The following is a 15,527-nucleotide window of genomic DNA, read 5'->3' as shown; positions in this document are numbered from 1 at the left end:
ACCGGGTGGTTAAGTGTTAAGCCATATTTGGTTCGGTTTCTTCCTGCTTGCGTTTATCGCCAGCCTTTTGCAATGGCTGTTGATGGGCCAAGCACATATTTTCTCCGATGTTATTACCGCCACTTTCGATATGGCCAAACTGGGCGTTGAAATTTCGCTTGGATTGATTGGTGTACTTTGTCTTTGGCTCGGCTTTTTTAAGGTGGCAGAAGCTTCCGGTATGATCGCCAAGGTAGCGAAATTGCTCGCGCCGTTGTTTCGCAGACTGATGCCCGAAATACCGCAAGGGCATCCGGCGCTGGGCTCCGTTACTATGAATCTGGGTGCCAATGTGCTTGGCTTAGATAATGCGGCAACCCCTTTGGGGCTCAAAGCCATGCGTGATTTGCAATCCTTGAACACCAGCAAGGATAGTGCTTCAGACGCGCAAATATTATTTCTCGTACTCAACACCTCTTCAGTCACCTTACTACCGGTGACTGTATTTCTGTTCCGCGCGCAGCAGGGTGCAGCAGAGCCAGCCTTGGTGTTCATCCCGATATTGTTAGCGACGACAGCATCGACGCTGGCTGGTCTGTTGCTGACTGCCAGTATTCAAAAATTACCGATCTGGGATCGTGTAGTGTGGGCCTATATCGCGGGTTTTATTTTGCTCCTGTCTATGCTCGTCTTTACTTTAGCGCAAATGCCACCGGAGGCGATGGCACCCTTCTCGACGCAGCTTGGTAACTTTATTCTTTTTGCTGTCATCATGCTGTTTCTTGTGCATGGCTATTACCGCCGAGTTAATGTGTATGAAGCTTTTATTGTGGGAGCTAAACAGGGCTTTGGTGTGGCGGTGCGTATTATTCCTTATCTGGTCGGAATGCTCGTGGCCATAGGTGTTTTTCGCGCCAGCGGCGTGTTAGATGGACTAATATGGATTATCGAACGCTTGGTCGTTGGTTTGGGCTTGGATGCAGAGTTCGTCAAAGCACTGCCGACCGCACTGATGAAGCCGTTAAGCGGCAGCGGTGCGCGTGCCATGATGTTAGAAACCATGTCCACCTACGGGGTTGACTCTTTCCCCGCTTTAGTTTCAGCAACGATTCAAGGCAGCACGGAGACAACTTTTTATGTGCTGGCCGTCTATTTTGGCAGCGTGGGTATTAAAAAGGTACGTCATGCCATTGCCTGTGGGCTCTTTGCCGATCTCGTTGGTATCATCACTGCAATTTTGGTTTCTTATTGGTTTTTTGGATAGCACAGACAAAGCTATCATGCAGAGAACGCAAGCCTGGACAGCCCCTATCAATAGCTGCGACAATTTCTCTATCCACATTTGATGTTTTTCCAAGATGATTCATGAGCCTAGTCTTGGCAGCGAGGTACTTTTATGACAGACACACTGTTTACGAAAATTATTGACCGTGAAATTCCCGCTGACATCGTTTATGAAGACGAGCAATGCCTTGCCTTTCGTGACATAAACCCCAAAGCACCCATGCATATCCTGGTGATTCCGAAAAAATGTATAGCCAAATTGGTAGATGCTGAGCCAGCGGATGAGCCTTTGCTCGGACATTTGATGACCGTAGCATCGGACCTTGCAAGCAATGAAGGTTATGGGGATGCGTTTCGCTTAGTTATCAATAATGGCGCTGCGGTGGGGCAAAGCGTATTTCATCTGCATTTGCATGTTTTGGGCGGGCGCGATTTTATGTGGCCGCCGGGGTAGGCCAACATGAATACTAAGTTTTCGCGACGAGAAATCATTGGATTGCTGGGGGCGGGAGCGCTAATGGGAATGATGCCAAGGGTTGCTGGTGCCGGGCAGAAATTGTTCCGAATCAGAACAATTACCGCTGGTGTACAGATGCAAAATACTAGCGATACTACCAGCCTGATGAACGCCATTGAATTTTTGCTGCAAGCAAGGTCCTCTTACCAAGCTTTAGGTTATGAGGTGCAGACGGTGCGGGTGGCGACTCAGCCCTTGACAGAATACTGCGAGGATTGGTCAAGCGATCGAAGCATAGAAAAATTACTAAAGCTTGACCAGATCGCTACGGCACATCAGCTGAATTTCAGCATTGGCCCGGTGATCACAAAAAACCTTCTGAAAAAAGATTTTGCGGCCTGGGCTGCGGAGCTGATTAAAAATACCCAGAGTATTAACTTTTCGGTGCAGGTTGCTTCTACCAAGTTGGGCGTTCATCAGCAGACCGTTGATGTTGCCGCTGAAGCGATACAATCAATTGCTCAGGTGCTTACAAATGGCGAAGGGAACTTTCGCTTCGCGGCTAGTGCTTTTTGTCCGCCTGGGACGCCATTTTTTCCGGCGGCTTATCACCAAGGAAAACCAGCCTTTAGTCTTGGGCTTGAGTCGCCACGTCTGTTGCAGACAGTTTTTAGTGAGACATCGGATAGGAGTGATGCCAAGCGCAGATTAAAACAACAGATGGAAAATCTTTATGAGCCGCTGGCAAAACAAGCGTTAATCCTTGCCGGGCAATCACAGCGCCGCTACCTGGGTATGGATGTGTCACCGGCGCCGGCACCCGATGCCAGTATTGGTCAAGCAATCGAAATATTGACCGGAGCGCCTTTTGGCAGTGCCTCAACGCTGGCGGGATGTGCGGCTATTACCGACGTTCTCAAATCACTCAACCTAAAAAAATGTGGCTATTCTGGACTCATGTTGCCGGTTTTAGAGGATAGCGTTCTGTCAGCGCGGGCGGCGGAAGGCCGCTACTCAGTTTCCGAATTACTCCTCTATTCCAGCGTGTGCGGTACTGGGCTTGATGTGGTGCCTCTAGCGGGTGATACTACATCCGATGCGATTGCCGCCTTAATCGGTGATATGGCGGCGTTAGCGACCAAGTACCAAAAACCCTTGTCAGCGCGATTGCTGCCGTTACCAGGATTAAAAGTGGGAGATATCGCCCGCTTTAATAACCCTTATCTAGTTGATTCGGTGGTAATGAAGATCGATTAAGCTTTAAAATAAGCCCTGTTATACGCTCAGCGGAAGCCAGATTGATCCGCTACTTTGCACTATTGAACCTGTTTGAAGAGATCCAATTGATGAGTCAGTTACACCAATTAAGTACCTTAACCGAATCGCTGCTGACTAAATTTTTAGAGCGCTATGGTATTCAGTCCATTGATATCGAGAAAAACTTTAATTTCCGCAATGACCGGGAAATCACAGAAGTGACTCTGAGTAATCAGCTTGAAGTGCACGGAGGTACTGAGGATTATCGGGTGAATTTCAAATTGCAGGAAGAGGGGGCTGACACGTATCGTTATTTGCGCAGCATTGTCGCTAAACCTGCGCTAAAAATCGAATTTACCGAGCAAGCCGGTAACATGGACGTTGCTGAAATAGAAAAACGGCTACAGAGTTTTTTAGCGTTGATTAAAACCCGTGTCGAGAAAGCCAAGCAGGAGCAGGAAGTACAGAGTATCCGTTTTGTGGGGAATACCTTTGTACTCAATAAAAGCACTACCTTTCGAGTGCTGGCGGATGACGGTGAAGGACGGTTGGATATTGAAATTCTGGGCGGGGATGGATTACAGGAACTGATGTTTTCCGCGCACGGTTTGCTGGATGGTCTATACACTGGTTTTATCGAACTTGTCGAAGAGTCTTAGTTCTCTAGGATAGCCCCAAAAAAACAGTAAGGGCGCTGATTGGGACTAGCGAGGACCTCTTCATTTGTTACTCTTTTTGTGACGGTAGATACCAAAGCGCCCCCACCAAAAATCTATCTCTTTCTCAAAGGTCGCGCCTAGCGCGAGTGCCAGATTGATTGATGCCTGATTTTCAACATGAATCAAACTGACAAAGGGGATTTCAGGCAGGTATCCATCCGCCGCTGTCAAAATCGCACGCGCCGCTTCGCTGGCATAGCCCTGCCCCCAGTACTCCCTGAGTAACCCCCATTTTATTTCAGGCTCGGGCCAGCCGCCGGGATACCAGTATCCAGCGACACCGAGCAGCTGCCCGGTATCCTGTAGCTCCAAGGCATAAGGGCCATAGCCGTAAATTTGCCAATGCCCGATCATGCAGGCAATGGTGCGCCAGCTTTCGTTGCGCGAGAGTGGCTTGCCAGTGGTAAAGCGAGTGATTACTTCGTCAGCATAATATCGAGCCATATCATCCCAATCAGCCGCAGTAAACTGACGCAGATTTAAACGCGTAGTGACTAAAGTATCAGGAACCTTAAAAATCATAGACACCGTGTTGCCAATGTTGACCAGTATTTGGGTTAACTAATCATTATGATCAAGCGCCGACGAATAACCTTCGTTTGCGAGCCGTTCGCCAATAAAATCACGGTACTCCGGTGCTGATTTAACCCCATAGCCTTCAATCAAACGGTTGTAGTAGTTGAATAGCCCGCAAATGGATACCGCATGGTAAAAAGCATCCTCGTCCCAGCCTGCCGCAAAGATAGCATCAACATCTGCCTGAGTTACTTGTGTTGGCTTCTCCGTAAGCTTTTTCACGTAGTTGAGCAAGGGTTTCATTTTATCCGTAATATCGGCATTGTCGATATCCATGATCAGATCGTCAATCAGGCCTTTTGGTATGCCCAGTACTTCCGCTGTGGCTGAATGTGTATCGCAGCAAAACTGACAGGCGTTTAAGCCGGAGGTAAAAGCGCCAATCAATTCGCGTTCCGCCGTTGTCAGGGAGGCGGGGCCACGAATGAGTTGCTCCGTAAACTGCATGATTAAACGTCCGCTTTCGGGAAATTTTTTCAATATGGTGGATGGACGAGCATTTTCTTCTATCGAGCTGAGGAATGGCATAGCGATTTACTCCTAAATTCTATAGTCTGCATCAAGTGTTTTAATTGAATGGATAGGGGCAGTGGTTATGATAAGTCTTTTTGTGGACGAAGGCACATTGGCTCAGGCCAACCTGGACCCGGTTGTAACCGCAAACCATAATATTTACAGTTTATTGCTTAAGGCGTTCGTTTGCGTCAGTTTAGCAGCTTTCAGCTAAGGTGCTCAGCCAGATGAGATTAAAAAATTGTTACAATACTGGAGATTTTCGACAATTAGCCAAGCAAAAACTCCCTGCCCCTATTTTTCATTACATTGACGGCGGTGCGGATGATGAGGTGACGCTAAGGCGCAATACCGATGCCTTTAACAGCTGCGACCTAGTGCCGAATGTGTTGGCAGGTATTGACTCGGTCGATCTCACCACTCAAGTTTTGGGGCAAAATCTGAAGCTGCCATTGCTGTTCGCGCCCACTGCTTTACAGCGCCTGTTCCATCACCAGGGTGAGAAAGCAACCGCCAAGGCAGCTGAAAAGTTTGGTGCTATGTACGGCATGTCAACTATTGCAACTTGCAGCATAGAGGAAATGGGCGCACTTACCCAGGCGCCGAAAATGTTTCAAATTTATGTACATAAGGATTCGGCTATGACGGTCGATCTCATTGATCGCTGTAAAGCCGCCAATTTTGATGCGCTGGCGCTTACGGTCGATACTATTGTGGCGGGCAATCGTGAGCGCGATTATGTGACGGGTATGAGTACACCACCAAAACTCACCCTTTCGAGTATGCTCAGTTTTGCATTACACCCACAATGGTCTTTGAACTATCTGCTCAAGGATAAATTTGATTTACCTAATGTTTCGAAATATGTACAAGATGGTAGCAATATGAAATCCTCGATTGTGGACTATATTAATCACCACATTAATTCCCGCATCTCCTGGGACGATGCGGCCAAGATGATTGAACAATGGCAAAAACCCTTCGCCATTAAGGGCGTGATGTCGGTTGCCGATGCTAAAAGAGCAGTAGATATTGGTGCTAGTGCAATCATGCTCTCCAACCATGGCGGACGGCAGTTAGACGGCTCAAGAGCCCCCTTCGATCATTTAAAAGCGGTTGTTGATGCTGTCGGCGGGCAGATTGAAATTATTCTGGATGGCGGTGTTCGACGCGGTACCCATGTACTTAAAGCGCTTGCGTTAGGTGCTACCGCCTGTTCTGGCGGCAGGTTTTATCTCTATGCGTTAGCAGCGGCGGGGCAGGCTGGAGTGGAGCGTGCTATTGCTCTTCTTCGCAATGAACTGGAACGGGATATGATGCTGATGGGCTGTCCTTGTCTTGCTGATTTGAACGAAAATATGTTGGTTCTACGTCCTTAGTGTTGAAGTCTATAGCGGCATTGATCGACGCTGTAGATTCTGGCCCTTATTTGACGCTCTGTTATCTGCGTACTAGCATTAAATAGGTTTTTAATGCGATGAAACTCATGAAATTCCTGATTGTTTGCCTTTTTATCTGCCAATATGCTTGGGCCGAGATTTACAAATATACCGATAAAAATGGCAAGATCCATTTTACCGACACACCGCCGATGGAGGTTAAGTCCGAAGTTTTAGAAGTTGAGCAGCCGATCCATCATGGTACTCCCCCGCCTAATAAAAAGGCAGCAAAGGCGCTTTTTGAGCAGGACAAGATAAAACAGGAACAGCTAAGACGGGAGCGAATTCTCGCTGCGCAACAACGTGAAAAGGAAAAGGCGACTAAGCAGATCGCCTGCGAGAAAGCGAAAAGTGACCTGGTACGAATGAAGCAATATCGGGCGCAGGCCAGTTCGACGAACAGTAAGCGCTACTACAATAAGCGGGTTGACATGGCGAAGGAGGTTGAGGATGAAGCCTGCAAACTCAGCAATTTTCGTTAGCTTGATAGAGGCTTCGTTCCACTGTCGATTCAGCGACTCCAGCGTTAATTAAGATTGGTTGTAAGAGGGTGGCTTTATGGTTGAGCGCTCAGTGTGCTTTCTCACAATCGTGAAAATATGGCAACGCAAGTAGTTTCATTTTACGCTCTCTGATAGCTCTCCCCCGATGCCATCATGAATTGCTAGGCGATGTTGAGTCACTTTTTACGATGCTGGTGGCAAGCGCAATCATGGACGAAATATCCGCCAAATTAGCGGGCACAACCAGCGTATTACTTTCTTTTGCCAACTTCCCGAACTGTGTCACATAGTCCTCGGCAACGCGCAGTTTCATCGCTGCTTCACCGCCTTCCTCTTTTAAGGCAAGGGCTACTTGGCGCAAACCCTCGGCGGTTGCGGAGGCGATGGCTAAGATCGCATTCGCTTCGCCCTCGGCTTCATTGATCTGTTGCTGTTTGACCGCTTCGGATTGTTTAATGACGCGTTGCTTATCGCCTTCCGCTTCATTAATTTTAGCATCTCGCTCACCTTCGGAGGTTAATACCACCGCGCGCTTTTCCCGCTCTGCCCGCATCTGCTTTTCCATCGCGCCTAGAACATCCTTGGGAGGGTTGATATTCTTTATTTCGTAACGCAGTACTTTTACACCCCAAGGGTCTGAGGCCTTATCCAGTTCTGCGACAACATTGCCGTTGATCGAAGCCCTTTCTTCAAAGGTACGATCCAAATCGATTTTACCAATTTCACTACGTAACGTGGTTTGCGCCAGTTGAGAGATGGCAAAGATATGATCGGTGATGCCATAAGATGCCCGTTCCGGATCCAGCACCTGCAGATACAACACTCCATCGACGCCGACCTGTACGTTATCCTTGGTAATACAGATTTGCTCCGCAATATCGATCGCTAATTCCTTGAGACTGTGCTTATACGCGGCCCTTTCGATAAAGGGAATGAGTATATGAAATCCTGCACGTAACGTCCGGCTGTATTTGCCGAGGCTCTCTACCACATAGGCGCTTTGTTGGGGGACGATGACTGCGGTTTTAGCGAGTATGATAATGGCAATAATAGCTATCGAAACTGCCGTCATGAATGCTGCATTCTCAAACATTTTGTGATGCTCCCTTTTCTAATTGATAGTTTCCGAGTTATTTAAAACTAGCGTTAGACCTTCGACTTTTTTGATCTCTGCGGTTTGCCCTTTCTCGATGATCTCCGATCCATTATTAAGCACAGTCCAAGTGGTACCGCGGTAGGTTAAACGACAAGTATCTCCGGGCGCGATGGTTTCCTCTAACCGTATATGCTCGCCAGCTGGGCCGCTTTTGTAATCAACTCCTCCGCCCCGAATCTTTTGATAGAGCCTTTCACGGAATAACACCATTGAAATGATGGCGAGCGCCGCGAACAGCAACCACTGTCCCCAAAGCGCAAGCTCAATACCAGCTAACCCCACTAAGCCGGTTATTGCCGCAGCAATGCCGATAAAGACCAAGTAGAATGCGACGTCGACGACAAAGAGTTCAGAGCCAAGTAGTAACACTCCAAAAATTACCCATCCCCACCAAGGCATCTTCCTTTCTCCTTAAGGTTAATTTTGTGACTACACGACTATACACAAACCAGGAGAATAGTAAATCTGTTCGCCAGGGTTAAAGACTTCCAGTATCCACAAATGCCCGGGATTATTTTTTATCTTTGAGCATATCTGCCAAGTTGGCAAAGGGGTTATGGGTGGCTGTGCTTTTGGTTGTATCGGCTGGGGTGTTGCCATAGTCTGAATCAATGTAACGTGAATGTTCGTTATCGTGACAATAAAGGCATAGCAACTCCCAGTTACTGCCGTCTGCAGGGTTATTGTCATGATTGTGGTCGCGATGATGGACGGTTAATTCACGCAAATTCTGATGAGTAAACTCACGGGCACAGCGACCACATACCCAAGGATACATTCTTAGCGCTCGTTCTCGATATCCCTTTTCCCTTTCTTCCCGAGCGCGGCGAGCTTGGATGACAACTTGGTTGAGCTTGTCTGGCGAACGATTGGATGACATAGCCGATCCTGCGAAATTTAATTCGGCGCTATTATACTCTTTTCAAACTAGACACCCACCAATCAAATTGCGAGCGTGACTTTTGCCGCCCTGTTGTCATTCTTTAATTGGTGGGTGTCTGGTATTACCGGCCTAACAGGGCCGGACTAATAACCGGTATTCCGTCGTTATTTCAGCTGACTGAAGGGAGGTTTCCCCCCAGCATGTTTTCAACCACTGCCGCATTATAGAAGGCTTCAACCGTCTGGATTTTGTCGTCTCGGACACGAAACCAGACTGCCAGCCGTACGTCCCCGATCGGTTCAAAGTTGGTCCGGTAATCAAGGATCGCGAACACGTGCTCCCCATCGGCACTGAGCTGGCGGAGGATCAGGTCTTTCTGGATGGCAAACATACCGAATTGGTAGGTCATCATGTCATCCGGGCTAAGAAAACGCATATTCGGCCCTACATATTCAAACCCCTCAGTAACCAGCAAGGTCTTTGCCTCATCAGTACGCTGGGCCTGGATATCAGCGATGAACTGCGCCACGATGTTTTTGGGTTGCATGAAAAACTCCACTTTTAATACTTCGACCACCGTTCCGCACTGTCCTCAGAATTGCCAGAATTCGCTCTTCATCATTCATTTAACTAGGTTCCCTAGCTAGGTTTCCGTGCCAAAATGGTCGCAAACTGCAATTGCGCGCCATTGTGCATAGTACCTACATCTTCATTGTACTTAATCAGCTCCCACCCCTCGTAAGCCTCACGCAACTGCCCTGCTTTTAAGGTAAATGGGAAGCGGACTGGACATGGGTGTTCTTCAGTGCTCATAGCGCAAACAATCAGGTTATAACCGCCGGGCAGAGTATGCTCTTGCATATCAGCAATAACGGCATCAACACGAGCTGAGTCGAGAAACATTAAGGTTACGGTGCAAGCAATAAAGCCATAATCCACATCAAGCCCGGCATTATTGATGTCGTACACCTGCGCCTTAATGTTGGCTATTCCCTCTTCGTTCACAATTTGATGCAGCGTATCAATAGCGCTTGGGTTGTTGTCTACTGCGATTACGTTAAAGCCAAGCTGGCTCAGGTATAAGGCATTACGCCCATTGGAACAGCCCATGTCTAAAGCATTGCATGGTTCAATAATTTTACACGCCTCTACCACTTCACTATGCGCAGGGTTTAGGCCGTAACGGCTATTTAGGTCAACAGTCATGGTATCCACTTAGTTTTTGAAATGAGGGCCAGTATATTACTACTTTTTAGATACAGTTAAATGACAATAGCCAAAGCTTTTAGGGCTAACAGGGCTTTTCTCACTTATTGGTAAAAAGACTTGTTATGAGTGTACAACCTAATAGCGAGCAATAGGATGCCGGAACTGAAAGAGAGACCGAATAACCTTTATTCTCGGACACGCCCTGTATATGAAGGCGATCCATGGGGGTAAAGCCAAGTCCGATAAAATCGATTCCGAGAAAATAGCCCGCTTGATCAAGGGTGGCACCTTCCCTTTAGCCTATACCTATCCGCCAGAATTACGGCCCGTACGGGACTTAATGAGACGACGCCGTAATCTGGTACGCTTTCGCAGTGAACTACTGGCCCACATCAAGATTACCCACCATCAATACAATGCCGACATCTTTGAGAAGAATATCAACAAGAAAGGCAATCGCCAGCATGTCATTGAGTTATTCACAGATCCAGCGACAAAAAAGAATATCCAGATTGATTTAGAGCTGGCGGATCATCTTCATGATGAAATCGTCAAGCTGGAAAACGTACATCGTACGTCATGCCAAGCAGTTCGATGCGCGCACCTACTACCGCCTACAAACTGTCCCGGGTATTGGGCAAGTATTGGCGCTCACCCTGATGTATGAGATTGGCGATATCGACCGCTTTGATCGGGTGCAGAGTTTTTGTTCCTATGCGCGATTGGTGAAGTGTGCCAAAGAATCGGCGGGAAAACTCTATGGTTATGGTGGCGGCAAGATCGGTAACGCTCATCTGAAATGGGCCTTTAGTGAGGCAACCTGCATGCTCATGCGCGAGAGCCAGCGTGCCAAAGATTACGTGGCTAAATTGGAAAAGAAACACGGCAAGAGCAAAGCCATGTCGATATTGGCCCACAAGCTGGGGCGGGCTGTTTATTTTGTGCTTAAGCGCAAGGATGCGTTTGATCTGAATTACTTTTTTCGTTGAGTTGCGGTAGTCGCTGTCAGCCAACAACGCATAACTGGCTTATCGAGCGCCAACCGATCTCATGGCAACCCTAAAGGTGGCTTTGACCACGTATGCCATGATCGGAGAATGCGCCAATGCCCTCGCTTTGAATGGAGGCAGCGACTGCCACCTAAACCATTGATTGACTGTGTCTGCCCCTGACGTGAGTAGCGCAATAACTGGACGCCTTGTTCTGTTTAACTTAGGCGAGCCCGACACTTTGACACACCACTATTCAGGGTAACCGGCAAGATTCTAGTACGTGATGGTGAATCCCAAAGACCATCACCCCTGATGCAACCGAAGTAACGGTCTGCGCCAGGCAGATGCTCGATAGATGTTTGTTCGCAGGCACACCTGTAGAACGACAATAAATGGGTCGGCAGTAGAGACAACAGATCAAAGGATAAGAAAAAGAATAAACCGGCTGACGCCGGTTTAAAAACTCGTTTTGCCTATTGACGAGGGGCGGTCATATAGATGTTAGAGTGCTTTATCATCTTGTTTCCGAGTTAATTTAAATATCGCATCTCTTATCGCGGCGATGACCATAAGAACAATAAATATAAATGCAAGCGTGTTTGTTACTGGCACAGTTCGAGTATTCGCAAAGGGCAGGAAATTACACTGACTGCCTTTCATAAATAGCGTTTCTAGAAACCCACAGTTCGCACCAATTGCCACAATTCCGCTAAAAATTACAGACATTCCAGAAAACAGCCCAAACATTAAAGAGAGATTTTTTACCGTCATTTTTTCACTTTTAATAAACATCAACGGTAATAACGCGGTGATACCGCCTATTGAAACAAACAGCATTAATTTCAAACTTGAGTCCATAAGCACTCTAACGCCCACAACACGGGCCGGAACGCAGTGGCGAAGCCGCGGAGTGGAGGTCCGGCCCCGAAGGGGCTAACGTGGTTGTGATTGTTATATGCTTTTTATGCACTCTATTTCCTGTAGGCCGAGAAAAATGGCCCTTTAAACGACTTATTGCCAGTGCTGGAGTCAACGAATGACACCACAACTGATACCTCATCTGGGTGAAGGTATAGGACATAATCTAAATCTTTGTACCTGACATAGCATGAACTTGAAAACTCGTCGGCGCTAAATTTTTTCAGGTAAATATTTTTATCCGTAGCCAAATCTCCTTTTTGGTCCAGCTTTTCGACCAACTTATGGAGAATAAGCTCACAATCCTCGGCATGGCAGATGCTTGAGGCGAAAACTAATATTGCGGCGATAACTTTTCTCATGGCATATAACGCCCACATAAAAGGCGAGCGTTTTTTGCGAGTCCAGCCCACGTTTTTTGTGGGTGATTTTTAATGTGCTTGTTAAGCGAAATCATTCCTTTTCATACCTAGTATCGCTAATTATATCTGGTGAAAAATCTTTTTCTTCGATAATCTTCACACGATTTGCTCTAATTTGGTTTAAACCCAAAAAAGCTTTTTCTTCAATTATTCGTTCACAGAATAGAATGTAACTTACACCACCCTTAACCTCTGCGGTGACCTTGGGAAATGAGTACGTAAAACCATCATCACATCTCGTGTCAAAGTGGTATTTGCCTGGTTCAAGCGTTACTCCAAGAAATGCACCTTCATTACTGAAAAGTGAATTACTTCCTAGAAGGAGATTTCCGGATTCTGAATACACTCGATTGATGGAAGCAGAGTGACCATTCTTCAGCCATGGCACGACATATGTTTTAACTCTAGCTAGCTCTTCTGGAGCCAAGCCAGACTGGTTGTAAGATGGATTGGTCACTGCACATGATGAAACTAAAAAAGCAGAAAAAATTATAGTGTGTTTCATCTTATTCCTCTGATTTTAGGTCGCTTAACGCCTACAAAAGCGGCGCAGCTTTGCTGCGTCCGATGGAGCGAAGCGAAATGAATTTGTTGTTTTTGTTATATTTTGGAACGAGGGTTTAATCATGGTTCTCAGTAGGGCGACTCGGAGTTTTGCATGGTGGAAAATCTCTGCTATTTCCAAATATCCAATTTATATTCCCGTCTTTGTCTCTGTCTGGAACAAATACTTCGCTTTTTACAGACCGCTTCCAAAGTCCAGGAACTTCATACTCAACTATGACGCGAACTGCTCCCCATTTATGCCAGGACGGCGTTCCCTTATAGCCGTAAAAAATGTCGTACGAGGTATTCGCTTCTATGTGGAGATTTTCTTCATACCCTGCGCCACGAAGAAGACCGTCACAAACATCCCCGCGCTTTTCATCTGGACTTCCAACTCCAATTATTCTTATAACCCTAACATCGAAATATCCATTATTAGTAATCCGAAGCGGGATTAGGTGTTCGTTTTTACGTCGATTCTCTCCCGCATAAACCAGATCAACTTCAGGAAGTATTTGCAAATATGCCAAAACTAATGAAACAACAGTTGTCACAATTGCCCACAAGCGCAACAAATGATAGCGAAGATAAACTAACACCAGCTTTAAGTTTAAAATGGCGAATTTGTCTCTGGCCAGTCGCTTTTTTCCTAGCTGTGGTTTTGACGGCGGCAACGGTCTACCTGGTTTTTTCCCTTTTATTCTGGATCGTTTCCCCATGACCAGCATCCTTGCACAAATAAAGAGTGTTTCGCAATCTAGCAGCCGATTTAAATATAACGATTAAGCTAACGGGCGGACAAAAGCGTAGCTTTTGGACGTCCGGCGAACGAAGTGAGCAGCGTTGAGCGACTTGTTAGAGGTCACAGCTCGTACTCTGGATTGTAAACAACGAAGTGTGGCGAGTCTTCAAAGCTCTTGTCTTGGTCGGATAAGTGCTCATGACTCCAAGATTTCCCATGCCTCTCGATTCCGTTTGCACAGTTCTCGAGAAATTTAGCAATGCGCCGTAGCTCTTTAGGAGATGCGACAAGCGTGATTTCTGCTAGCTCGGCCGGTATTAGATCTTCAGCGTACTGCTCTTCCTTGGAGTAACCGTGAATTTCCACTGTAACCTCTAACGCTCTGCATGAGGGGCGCATTTGGAGTGTAGCCCGAAGGGCGTAGCGGAAAATGCGTCCCTCTCCATGCAATTGTTAGATGCCACTTACTCCAAACCGTATTTTTGTTTTAACTCTGCCAAGCGCTTTTGCTCGCGCTCGGAAAAGCCAGTTGTAGAATATAATGCTTCACCGTCAGCGCCATCTAAGCGCTCGACTGTTACGGTAAAGATTGCATCCGCAGGTGCTTCAACTTTGCCCCAGTCAGAGAACATATTTGGCGCAAGGCTCCAACTTGCCTCTTCTCCCGGTTCTAGACCTCCAGAAATTCTGTAATTAAAAGTATCCTTTAGCCAAGGAACGCTGCGATTTGGGCTGGCTATTGTTCCCTCGAAGTACGCTCTTGATACCGCAGAACTTGTGCCATTTTTTACAGTTAACTCGATGACTGGTTGCTTGCCACTATACCGCTGCTCTTTCATATGAAAGCGTGAGCGAATAATCTCGAATGCTTTAAGCTGCTCTCTCGCCGCAGCGGCATCTGCTTTTTCTTGCTCCAGTTCTTTGATTTCGTTAAGCGCCTGTTCCTTCTCTCGCGCTTTTCGTTCACGCTGGATACGCTCGGCTTCAGCTACAACTTCTCGGGCTGTTTTGCCGTGTAATGATTCCCGCATTTTCCCCTCAAGATTTCCAGCGCCCGCTGCACCCTCAGCGAATATATCGTTGAGATTGATTTGGCTAAACGCCAAAACCTGCAATGCTTTGTCAAATTCGGCTCGCTCGTTTTCAGGCAGAGATTCTCGTATTTCCTGAGCCGATTGTTTCATTGATTCATCGGAAGACGCATCAATCGTCGGTGCTGGAGCAAGCTGGTCACAGCCAGAAACTACCAGTGCAACAAAGATTGAGATTAAGATTTTTGAAGGTTTCACATAGTTCTCCTGTGGCATCTAACGCCCGGCTCACGGGAAAATTTTGCTGGCGGCTTTTTTGCCGCGCAGCGCTAAAAAGGTGACAGTAAAATTTTTCCAGTGGAGCCGCTTGTTAAATTCCATTTTTGAATAGCTCCGGACTTATTTCCATGGGAGATACTCCATGGTTATTTTCTTTGTCGGGGTCTGCTCCGGCTTCTAGTAAAACATGAATTAATTTATTGGAAGAATTTGAGTTCATTGTTGCGACCCATAGCGGTGTGTTGCCATTACATTCAGCTGCGGCAATATCTGCACCAAGATCAATTAGTTCTTTTGCAATAATGCTATCGCCTTCCTGTGCAGCAAAATGCAATGGTGACCACCCATTTTTATCTTTCAAATTAACATCTTCACCTGACTCAACAAGCTCCTTCAATATCCTCACCCGATCACCCTCTGGGTAGTCAATACAGAGATAATGAAGTTTAGACCTTTTATATTCGTCGAGTTGGCTCATTGGGCCTCTTTGAATTTAACAGTATGTTTATGAGGCCAGCGGCCTCATAATAATTATTATCGGGCTGGCATTTAATTTTTTCGCAACATTTACGCAGTCAGCAACTTATTGAAAAACAAAACAAAAAAATAATAGATAAACGTC

21 protein-coding genes are annotated in these 15,527 nt (G+C 46.7%); 8 read left to right on the top strand and 13 right to left on the bottom strand.

Going from position 1 to position 15,527, the window contains the following annotated elements; translation table 11 throughout:
• The first annotated feature begins 13 nt into the window (after window positions 1–13).
• The 4 genes from H6995_13025 (at window position 14) to H6995_13010 (ending at window position 3,636) form a co-directional block, all read left to right on the top strand.
• Window positions 14–1,243, top strand: a complete 1,230-nt coding sequence (locus H6995_13025; protein MCP5215920.1) for a spore maturation protein — start codon at window positions 14–16, stop codon at window positions 1,241–1,243.
• Between the two features lie 132 nt (window positions 1,244–1,375).
• Window positions 1,376–1,717: a histidine triad nucleotide-binding protein gene (locus H6995_13020; GenBank protein ID MCP5215919.1), complete on the top strand. Its 342-nt coding sequence runs from the start codon at window positions 1,376–1,378 to the stop codon at window positions 1,715–1,717.
• Between the two features lie 6 nt (window positions 1,718–1,723).
• Entirely contained in the window at window positions 1,724–2,977 is a 1,254-nt protein-coding gene (locus tag H6995_13015) for a DUF711 family protein (protein MCP5215918.1), read from the top strand.
• Between the two features lie 89 nt (window positions 2,978–3,066).
• Window positions 3,067–3,636 (top strand): hypothetical protein, encoded by a 570-nt coding sequence (locus tag H6995_13010; protein ID MCP5215917.1) that lies wholly within the window; start codon window positions 3,067–3,069, stop codon window positions 3,634–3,636.
• Between the two features lie 60 nt (window positions 3,637–3,696).
• Here H6995_13010 and H6995_13005 read toward each other — a convergent pair whose 3' ends face one another.
• Both H6995_13005 and H6995_13000 read right to left on the bottom strand, forming a co-directional pair.
• Complete coding sequence (locus H6995_13005) at window positions 3,697–4,218, bottom strand: GNAT family N-acetyltransferase (protein ID MCP5215916.1); 522 nt, start codon at window positions 4,216–4,218, stop codon at window positions 3,697–3,699.
• A gap of 39 nt (window positions 4,219–4,257) precedes the next feature.
• Window positions 4,258–4,800, bottom strand: a complete 543-nt coding sequence (locus tag H6995_13000; GenBank protein ID MCP5215915.1) for a peroxidase-related enzyme — start codon at window positions 4,798–4,800, stop codon at window positions 4,258–4,260.
• A gap of 212 nt (window positions 4,801–5,012) precedes the next feature.
• Between H6995_13000 and H6995_12995 the strand changes: the two genes are divergently transcribed.
• Together H6995_12995 and H6995_12990 are read left to right on the top strand one after the other, a co-directional pair.
• On the top strand, window positions 5,013–6,164 hold the full coding sequence (locus H6995_12995; GenBank protein MCP5215914.1) for an alpha-hydroxy-acid oxidizing protein: 1,152 nt from the start codon (window positions 5,013–5,015) through the stop codon (window positions 6,162–6,164).
• A 98-nt stretch (window positions 6,165–6,262) separates the two neighbouring features.
• Window positions 6,263–6,706 (top strand): DUF4124 domain-containing protein, encoded by a 444-nt coding sequence (locus H6995_12990; protein MCP5215913.1) that lies wholly within the window; start codon window positions 6,263–6,265, stop codon window positions 6,704–6,706.
• Window positions 6,707–6,878: 172 nt separating this feature from the next.
• Here the strand turns inward: H6995_12990 and H6995_12985 are convergent, their stop codons facing one another.
• The 5 genes from H6995_12985 to tehB form a co-directional block, all read right to left on the bottom strand.
• Complete coding sequence (locus H6995_12985; GenBank protein ID MCP5215912.1) at window positions 6,879–7,799, bottom strand: paraslipin; 921 nt, start codon at window positions 7,797–7,799, stop codon at window positions 6,879–6,881.
• Window positions 7,800–7,838: 39 nt separating this feature from the next.
• Window positions 7,839–8,282, bottom strand: coding sequence for an NfeD family protein (locus tag H6995_12980; GenBank protein ID MCP5215911.1), 444 nt, complete (start codon window positions 8,280–8,282; stop codon window positions 7,839–7,841).
• 112 nt (window positions 8,283–8,394) lie between these two features.
• The gene (locus H6995_12975) at window positions 8,395–8,763 is read right to left on the bottom strand and encodes an HNH nuclease family protein (GenBank protein MCP5215910.1); all 369 of its coding nucleotides are present in this window, start codon (window positions 8,761–8,763) and stop codon (window positions 8,395–8,397) included.
• A gap of 172 nt (window positions 8,764–8,935) precedes the next feature.
• Complete coding sequence (locus tag H6995_12970; protein ID MCP5215909.1) at window positions 8,936–9,313, bottom strand: nuclear transport factor 2 family protein; 378 nt, start codon at window positions 9,311–9,313, stop codon at window positions 8,936–8,938.
• 92 nt (window positions 9,314–9,405) lie between these two features.
• A complete protein-coding gene (gene tehB, locus H6995_12965) occupies window positions 9,406–9,972 on the bottom strand; it encodes a tellurite resistance methyltransferase TehB (GenBank protein ID MCP5215908.1) in 567 nt (188 codons plus the stop codon).
• 211 nt (window positions 9,973–10,183) lie between these two features.
• On the opposite strand from tehB, the gene H6995_12960 reads away from it, so the two are divergent.
• On the top strand, window positions 10,184–10,642 hold the full coding sequence (locus tag H6995_12960) for a hypothetical protein (GenBank protein MCP5215907.1): 459 nt from the start codon (window positions 10,184–10,186) through the stop codon (window positions 10,640–10,642).
• Entirely contained in the window at window positions 10,620–10,964 is a 345-nt protein-coding gene (locus H6995_12955) for an IS110 family transposase (protein ID MCP5215906.1), read from the top strand. Before H6995_12960 ends, H6995_12955 begins: the two co-directional genes overlap by 23 nt.
• Window positions 10,965–11,468: 504 nt before the next feature.
• Here H6995_12955 and H6995_12950 read toward each other — a convergent pair.
• From H6995_12950 to H6995_12925, 6 genes are all read right to left on the bottom strand, one after another.
• Complete coding sequence (locus tag H6995_12950) at window positions 11,469–11,813, bottom strand: hypothetical protein (protein ID MCP5215905.1); 345 nt, start codon at window positions 11,811–11,813, stop codon at window positions 11,469–11,471.
• 125 nt (window positions 11,814–11,938) lie between these two features.
• Entirely contained in the window at window positions 11,939–12,247 is a 309-nt protein-coding gene (locus H6995_12945; GenBank protein ID MCP5215904.1) for a hypothetical protein, read from the bottom strand.
• Window positions 12,248–12,338: 91 nt separating this feature from the next.
• Window positions 12,339–12,812, bottom strand: a complete 474-nt coding sequence (locus H6995_12940) for a hypothetical protein (protein MCP5215903.1) — start codon at window positions 12,810–12,812, stop codon at window positions 12,339–12,341.
• A gap of 115 nt (window positions 12,813–12,927) precedes the next feature.
• Window positions 12,928–13,572 (bottom strand): hypothetical protein, encoded by a 645-nt coding sequence (locus H6995_12935; GenBank protein MCP5215902.1) that lies wholly within the window; start codon window positions 13,570–13,572, stop codon window positions 12,928–12,930.
• A 487-nt stretch (window positions 13,573–14,059) separates the two neighbouring features.
• Window positions 14,060–14,902, bottom strand: a complete 843-nt coding sequence (locus H6995_12930) for a hypothetical protein (protein MCP5215901.1) — start codon at window positions 14,900–14,902, stop codon at window positions 14,060–14,062.
• A 94-nt stretch (window positions 14,903–14,996) separates the two neighbouring features.
• Window positions 14,997–15,383: an ankyrin repeat domain-containing protein gene (locus H6995_12925; protein MCP5215900.1), complete on the bottom strand. Its 387-nt coding sequence runs from the start codon at window positions 15,381–15,383 to the stop codon at window positions 14,997–14,999.
• Window positions 15,384–15,527: the final 144 nt, after the last annotated feature.

This window comes from Pseudomonadales bacterium, assembly GCA_024234615.1.
In the GTDB taxonomy this organism is placed as follows: domain Bacteria; phylum Pseudomonadota; class Gammaproteobacteria; order Pseudomonadales; family IMCC2047; genus JAJFKB01.
This window is presented reverse-complemented; position numbering and strand designations above follow the sequence as displayed.